This is a genomic window from Campylobacter sp. BCW_4321 (genome assembly GCF_001763075.1).
Lineage (GTDB): Bacteria > Campylobacterota > Campylobacteria > Campylobacterales > Campylobacteraceae > Campylobacter_D > Campylobacter_D jejuni.
On sequence record NZ_MJYA01000006.1, the window covers coordinates 1 to 7703 of the forward strand.

Here is a 7703-nt window from a genome sequence, read left to right on the forward strand (position 1 = left end):
TTCTTTAACAGCTTGATTGTCTTGTTCTAAACCTTTTTTAGTAGCAAGGATGTTTTCGTTGATAGCACTTGAGATTTGTCCAAATTCATCATTGCTTTTTACTTCTATAGTAGAAACATTTTTTGTTTTATGGTTGATGAAGTCAAAGAAATTTTGCAAAGATTTAAAAATTGAATTAATTTTTGCACTTACCATATATTTTATACACATATATACAATAGCTGAAATTATAATTAAAAATATAACAACTACAGCAACTATAATTAACTGAAGATTATATAAAGGTTTTAAAACTGAATTTTTAGGGGTTGTTACAAGTATACTCCAATAACTTGAATCTTCTAGGGTACTAAAGGAGACAACCGAAGCATAACTAGTTAAACCTGTAGATGTATAAAAATTATTGATTAAAATATCTCTATGTTCTTTAATAGCACTTAATATAGGAGCTACAGAAGGAGAATGGTTGTATTCATTGATTTTTTGCAAAATTGCTTTAGGATTTTCATGTATAACAAATGTTCCATCATCTGTAAGTAGTAATCTTTGATCTCCTTCGTGAAAATTTAATGAAGGATCAAGTAAAGCTTTAGACATCTGTGAAAGCTCTAAAGAGAAACCAATAACTCCTGCAAAATCTCCTTTTTGATTAAAAATAGGCATTCCTAAGTTTATCCCTAAAAATTCTCCATTGCCATAATCAAGACGCTTAACTGAACCAAAAATAATCTTTTGTTCTCCATTGTGCACATTGTTTTCAATTTTTGAGATTACAGGTATACTGTTATACATATTTTTATTTTGTATAAATGTTTTAATACCTCCGTCAATCCCTGGAGTTGAATCATTATAAACAATAGATAAATTTCCATTTTGAATGTCTTTTTCTTTATTTCCTGATAAGACTGAAAGATCTTTAATGTATAAAAAAGCATAAGTGGTATGCATACTTGAATCTAATGTTTTTTTGGTCAAATTTTCCAATACATTAATGTCAATATTCCCATTATCATTAATAACTTGTTGTATACTAGTACCTAATGCTTTAGAGAGTAAAAAAGGTTCGTTAAGTGTGGATTGCATATAATTTACATATCTTTTTGAAGCTATATCTAGAGCAATTTCTGCTTCTTTTTCCATATTTTGAGAAACTTTCCATGATATGATGGCAATCATAAAGACTAAGCTAACCATAACACTTCCAATTACTGAAAGGGTTAATTTAGTTCCGATAGATTTTAACATTGTCTTCCTTTCTTGTATATTTATTTTCTAGAATTATAACTATAAAATGCTTATTTTTTTCTAAAAAAGTTATTAATTATTAATTAATATTTTATTAATATTAATTAATAATTAAATTAAATAATGTTAAAATACATTTACATCAAATTTATATTAAGGAATAGCAATGAAAAAGATTTTCATTTCTTTTGTTGTCCTAGCGACATGTTTATGGGCAAAAAATACCGCCTATACTGATGAAGTTGTATCGCTTTATCTTAATAAAGATGATACTAAAGTCATAGGAAGACTTTTACCTACAAATCCTTTTGAAGTGTTAAAAAGCGCAAATAACAGGGTTTTGCTAAAAATTGATGGTTATGTAAATCCTAAAGCACCTTCTGTGATTTATTTCAATGACTCTCAAAGAATTATTGTTGCAGCTTTTTCTAAAAATACAAAATTAAATTTCTCTCAAAGAATAACTGGAAAAAATGGAAAATGGGATAAGGTAAGCCTTGAAATTTGGGCAGATAAAAAAGAATTTGTCAAAGACAATAAAGAAATGTTAAATCGAGCCAAAGAGCTTTTTGTAAATAACTGTGGAATTTGCCACGCTATCCACAAAGAAAAAGAATTTACAGCTAATGCTTGGCCTGCAATTTTCCGTTCTATGGCCGATAGAACAGGTATTGATAAAAAAGACAGATGGCTAGTTATAGAATACTTACAAAAAAACGCAAAAGATTTTAAAACAAAATAAGGAGAAAAGCATGCTAGATAGAAGAAAATTTTTAAAAATTGGAGCGAGCTTAAGTGCTTTACCTCTCATTCCAAGCTTAAGTGCAGGAAAAACCGTAGAAGCTTCAAAAGTTAGCCTCGGACTTGTAAAAAATGGAGAAGTGATTACCGCAGCACACTGGGGGATTTTAAAACTCACTATAAAAGATGGTAAGATAGTAAAAAGTGAACCTTGGGAAAAAGTTACAAAAATGGATAATCCTTTACAGCACTATACTGCCGATATGGTTTATAAATCTCGTGTGAAGTATCCTTATGTGCGTAAATCCTACCTTGAAAATCCTGACAATCCTAAACCTGAGCTTCGCGGAAAAGATGAGTTTGTTCGCGTAAGTTATGGTGAAGCGATCAAGCTTATCGCCAAAGAGCTTAAAAAAACAAGAGATAGTAAAGGTGCAAGTGCGATTTTTGGTGGAAGCTATGGCTGGAAATCAAGTGGAAATATGCAAAACTCACGCATCTTACTTCATAGATTTTTAAATGTAACAGGTGGATTTGTAGGAGCTACAGGAGACTATTCTACAGGAGCTTCTCAAGTGATTATGCCTTATGTTGTAGGATCGATTGAAGTTTATGAGCAACAAACCTCATGGGAAAATATCTTAAGTGATTCTAAATATGTTGTGATTTGGGGTGCTGATCCGCTTTCTACTTTACGCATAGCTTGGACTTCAAACGAACAAAGAGGTTTGGCATACTTTGAAAAACTTAAAGACAGTAAAATCAAAGTGATTTGTATAGATCCTATAAAAACCACTACAGCGAAATTTTTAAATGCCAAATGGATAGCTCCACGCCCAAATACCGATGTAGCTTTAATGATGGGTATGGCAAGCCATTTAATTGCTAAGAAAAAAGTTAATTACGAGTTTTTAGACACTTACACTACAGGCTTTGATAAATTTAAAGATTATTTAGAAGGTAAAGAAGATGGAGTGAAAAAAGATACCAAATGGGCAAGTAAAATTTGCGGTATCGATGAAAAAACTATCAAAAAATTAGCTGAAACTTTTTATGATAATCCTACTATGATTATGAGTGGTTGGGGTATGCAAAGAGCACATCATGGCGAACAGCCTCACTGGATGCTAGTTACTCTTTGTGCAATGTTAGGACAAATCGGCACAAAAGGAGGCGGTTTTGGACTAAGCTATCATTACAGCAATGGCGGTGTTCCAACTTGCAAAGGCGGAGTTATCGGCGGTATGACAGCAGGTAGTTTAGGGATTTGGAAAAATGGTAAATTTAAAGGTTTAGTAAAAAGCGAAACTTCAAACGAAGGCGCAGAATGGCTTCAAAATGCAGCGAGTTATTCTTTCCCTGTAGCAAGAATCGCTGATGCTTTACTTCACCCTGGAAAAACCATAGATCACAACGGCTCTAAGCTTACCTATCCTGATATTGATTTTATTTACTGGGTAGGCGGAAATCCTTTAGTGCACCATCAAGATACTAACACTAACGTAAAAGCATGGAGAAAACCACGCACCGTTGTGGTAAATGAAATTTACTGGACTCCAACAGCTAAAATGGCAGATATTGTTATGCCTGTAACTTCATCTTATGAAAGAGATGATATTACCATGACAGGAGATTATTCAAATATGCATATAGCTCCTATGAAACAAGCAGTTGAGCCTGTGGGTGAAAGCAAAGATGATTATGTAATTTTCTCTGATATTTGTAAAATTTATGGAAAAGATGTCTTTAATGCCTATACAGAAAATGGCAAAAAAGCTAAAGATTTCATCAAAGAATACTACAACAGTGCCCTAAAACAAACTCAAAGTTTTGGCGAAGCTTTTGCTATTCCTATGCCAAGTTTTGAAGAATTTTGGGCTAAAAATGAACCAATCACTTTTGAACCAACAGCTGAAAGTTTAGAATGGACTCGTTTTTCAGAATTTATAGAAGATCCTATCTTAAATGCTCTGGGTACAGATTCAGGACTCATTGAAATTTACTCAGAAGCGATTAAAAATTATAATTATGATGATTGCAAAGCCCATCCTACTTGGTTTGAGCCTATTGAATGGCTTGGAAATGCAACCAAAGAAGCACCTTTCCACTTACTTACAAATCACCCAAGAGATCGCTTGCACTCTCAACTTTGCCACACAAGCTTAAGAGATACTTATGCAATAAAAGATAGAGAGCCGATTTTAATCAATTCCAAAGATGCAAAAAAACTTGGTATAAAAAATGGCGATGTAGTACGCGTGTTTAACAAACGCGGTGAAGTTTTAGCAGGGGCTGTTGTAAGCGATGAAATCATGCAAGGGGTTGTAAGGATTTGTGAAGGTGCTTGGTATGATCCTAATGAAAACGGACTTTGCAAATGTGGAAATGCAAATGTTTTAACCATGGATATGCCAACTTCAAAACTTGCCAATGGCAATATCTCTCACACAGGGCTCGTAAACATAGAAAAATTTAAAGGTGAACTACCAAAACTTACTGCCTTTAATGCGCCAAAAGGTGTGAATTAAATTGCAAGAAAGCCGTAAGGCTTTCTATTGTCCAAGCAAATTTAAACTTAAAGCCATTATTGCCATTCCTAATATAAGTCCATATAAACTATCATGGGCCTTATCATAAGTTTTTGCAGCGGGCAAAAGTTCATCAAGAGATATAAAAACCATAATTCCTGCAATCACAGCAAAACTTATAGCTAAAGTAAGATCGCCTATAAAAGGCAATAAAATCAAAGCTCCAACAAAAGCACCCAAAGGCTCTGCAAAACCCGAAAGAGCTGAATAAATAAAAGCCTTTTTCTTATTTCCTGTAGCATGGTAAATTGGCAAACTCACGGCCAAACCTTCAGGGATATTGTGTATAGCCACAGCTATAGCTATAGCAATTCCTAAAGTAAGATTGTCAAGACTCGAAATAAAAGTAGCAAAACCTTCTGGGAAATTATGTATAGCAATAGCCAAAGCTGTAAAAATCCCTGTGCGTTTTAAAGCTTTAGTATTGATCTGATGCAACTTTTCTCCAGGATGAAATTTCGGAGGATTTTGTCCTTTTTGAGGTAAGGGACAAATTTTTAACTCGCTTAAATCCTCTTTAGGCTCGTGAGGATTGACATCTTCGGGGATTAATTTATCAATCAATAAAGATATTAAAATTCCACCAAAAAAACAAGCTAATCCCAAAAGCTCAGCCCAATGCGAATCATAGTGATTTTTAAAATCTTTAAGTGCAGTGGGTAAAATTTCCATGAAAGAAATATATATCATTACCCCAGCTGAAAAACCAAGTCCTAAAGAAAGTACCCTTAAATCATCTTTTCTAGAAAAAAAGGCTATTATAGAACCTATAGCTGTAGAAAAACCTGCAAAAAGAGTCAGTAGCATTGCGATAAAAATTTGTTCAAAGGTAAATTGCATTAATAATTCTTAACTTCAATAAAATTTTAATATTTTAAATACTTATATTTATAAAAAGTTAACATATGGTAAAATTACAAAAGATATTAAAATTTTTAAGAATATTTTAAAAAATTATAGAATACTATACTAAGTTTTTTATAAATTTTTAAAAGTTAAGGAAAAAATATGAATTTTCGTTCTTTAAATATAAGCACTAAGCTTATTCTATCTGTAGCTATAGGGGTAATTTTAGGCATTATCGTATTAGTTTCAACAGTTTCCATATATATTTCTGAAAATATGGAAAAAGAGGCCAAAGATTCAATATTTTTAGCTTCAAAAAGATACACCAATTATATGGAAGGTATTCTAAATGAAACTGTTGCACTTACAAAAGGAACCGCAACTTCCTTAAATGATATGTTTGAACACAATAATCAAGTTGATGCTGATTTGATTGAAAGCTTAATGAAAAATTTATTTGATAGTAGTTTATATTCAGCTTATACTTTTTTGTATTTAAAAGATACTTCAGTGCTAGGGGATGCTCAAGGAATTGATAAAAGATACACAAGTTCTGATGGTAAAACTTTTGCTATGATTTATTTTGATCAAACCACTGGAAAATCTGGAGGAATAGAAACGATTCAAACGCCAAATAATTTTGGTAATTTAAAGATTATAGAGCAAGTAGAAAAAAACGCTAAATATGGAGATAAAGATAGTTTATTTGTTGGGCCACCAACTAAACTTAACTACGATGGAAAAGATTTTCTAGGTATTAATTTTGGAATGCCTATTTTTAATAATAAAGGTAAATTGATTGGAGTTGCTGGATATACTTTAGATTTTTCTGAAGTTTCTGAAACCATACTTGACCCAAAATTAGATTTTTTTGAAGGGGATTTAAGATTTTTAATGACTGATAAAGGTGTTATTGCCATTCATAAAAATCATAATGCCATTTTAAAAACACTCAGTGATATAAATAAAGATCCCTCTGTGGAGTTAGTCAATAATGCTGTTAAAGAACACAAAACTGTTATAATAGATGATTATGTTGCTTCAACTGGAGATTTAAGCTATGCATCCGTTTCATCTTTTAGTACTGCAAATAATTCAAGTTATTGGAGTATGGTTGTAACTGCTCCTAAAAATTCAGTTTTAGCACCTTTAAAGAAACTAGAAATTATTTTTATTGTGATTTCTTTTTTTATACTACTTGTCATATTGATTATAGTTTATGTCTGCGTTAAAAAAATAGTTGGATCTAGAATTCCTGTCATTTTAAAATCTTTAGAAAATTTCTTTCGTTTTTTAAATCACGAAAAACACGAAGTTGATTTAATTTCAATCAAAGCCGATGATGAACTTGGAAAAATGGGCAAAATGATCAACGAAAACATCCTTGCTACTAAAAAAGGTTTAGAACAAGACAATCAAGCTGTTAAAGAATCAGTTCAAACCGTATCAGTTGTAGAAGGTGGTAATTTAACAGCAAGAATTACTGCTAATCCAAGAAACCCACAACTTATTGAACTTAAAAATGTTCTAAATAAACTTCTTGATGTTTTACAAGCTAGAGTAGGTTCTGATATGAATGTTATTCATAAAATATTTGAAGAATACAAAAGCTTAGATTTTAGAAATAAAATCTCTAATGCTTCAGGAAGTGTTGAATTAACTACTAATGCTTTAGGCGATGAAATAGTTAAAATGCTAAAACAAAGTTCAGACTTTGCTAATGCTTTAGCTAATGAAAGTGGAAAATTACAAACTGCTGTTCAAAGCTTAACCACTTCTTCAAATTCTCAAGCTCAATCTTTAGAAGAAACTGCAGCAGCTTTAGAAGAGATCACTTCTTCTATGCAAAATGTTTCAGTTAAAACTAGTGATGTTATCACTCAATCTGAAGAGATTAAAAATGTTACAGGTATCATAGGTGATATTGCAGATCAAATTAATCTTCTAGCTTTAAATGCAGCTATTGAAGCTGCACGTGCTGGAGAACATGGTAGAGGCTTTGCTGTTGTGGCTGATGAAGTTAGAAAACTAGCTGAGAGAACTCAAAAGTCTTTATCTGAAATAGAAGCTAATACTAATTTACTTGTTCAATCTATCAATGATATGGCAGAAAGTATTAAAGAACAAACTGCAGGTATTACTCAAATCAATGATAGCGTAGCACAAATTGATCAAACTACTAAAGATAATGTTGAAATTGCTAATGAATCAGCTATTATTTCTAGTACAGTAAGTGATATAGCTAATAATATCTTAGAAGATGTTAAGAAGAAGAGGTTTTAA

Annotated in this window: 4 protein-coding genes and 1 pseudogene; 3 read left to right on the forward strand and 2 right to left on the reverse strand. The window is 31.8% G+C overall.

The window, feature by feature from the left end; all coding sequences use genetic code 11:
- Window positions 1-159: pseudogene (locus AJN58_RS10545) on the reverse strand (hypothetical protein); the annotation flags it as partial.
- A gap of 1252 nt (window positions 160-1411) precedes the next feature.
- Here AJN58_RS10545 and AJN58_RS00820 point away from each other — a divergent pair.
- Together AJN58_RS00820 and AJN58_RS00825 are read left to right on the forward strand one after the other, a co-directional pair.
- Window positions 1412-1987: a cytochrome c3 family protein gene (locus AJN58_RS00820; protein ID WP_070242974.1), complete on the forward strand. Its 576-nt coding sequence runs from the start codon at window positions 1412-1414 to the stop codon at window positions 1985-1987.
- Between the two features lie 10 nt (window positions 1988-1997).
- Complete coding sequence (locus AJN58_RS00825; protein ID WP_070278539.1) at window positions 1998-4514, forward strand: molybdopterin guanine dinucleotide-containing S/N-oxide reductase; 2517 nt, start codon at window positions 1998-2000, stop codon at window positions 4512-4514.
- Between the two features lie 24 nt (window positions 4515-4538).
- Here AJN58_RS00825 and zupT read toward each other — a convergent pair whose 3' ends face one another.
- The gene (gene zupT / locus AJN58_RS00830) at window positions 4539-5414 is read right to left on the reverse strand and encodes a zinc transporter ZupT (RefSeq protein ID WP_052776816.1); all 876 of its coding nucleotides are present in this window, start codon (window positions 5412-5414) and stop codon (window positions 4539-4541) included.
- 168 nt (window positions 5415-5582) lie between these two features.
- On the opposite strand from zupT, the gene AJN58_RS00835 reads away from it, so the two are divergent.
- The gene (locus AJN58_RS00835) at window positions 5583-7703 is read left to right on the forward strand and encodes a methyl-accepting chemotaxis protein (RefSeq protein WP_070232950.1); all 2121 of its coding nucleotides are present in this window, start codon (window positions 5583-5585) and stop codon (window positions 7701-7703) included.

Excerpts from the sequence above, each read along its gene's own strand:
- AJN58_RS00820 (WP_070242974.1), top strand. The coding sequence starts at position 1,412 with ATGAAAAAGATTTTCATTTCTTTTGTTGTCCTAGCGACATGTTTATGG.
- AJN58_RS00825 (WP_070278539.1), top strand. The coding sequence starts at position 1,998 with ATGCTAGATAGAAGAAAATTTTTAAAAATTGGAGCGAGCTTAAGTGCT.
- zupT (WP_052776816.1), bottom strand. The coding sequence starts at position 5,414 with ATGCAATTTACCTTTGAACAAATTTTTATCGCAATGCTACTGACTCTT.
- AJN58_RS00835 (WP_070232950.1), top strand. The coding sequence starts at position 5,583 with ATGAATTTTCGTTCTTTAAATATAAGCACTAAGCTTATTCTATCTGTA.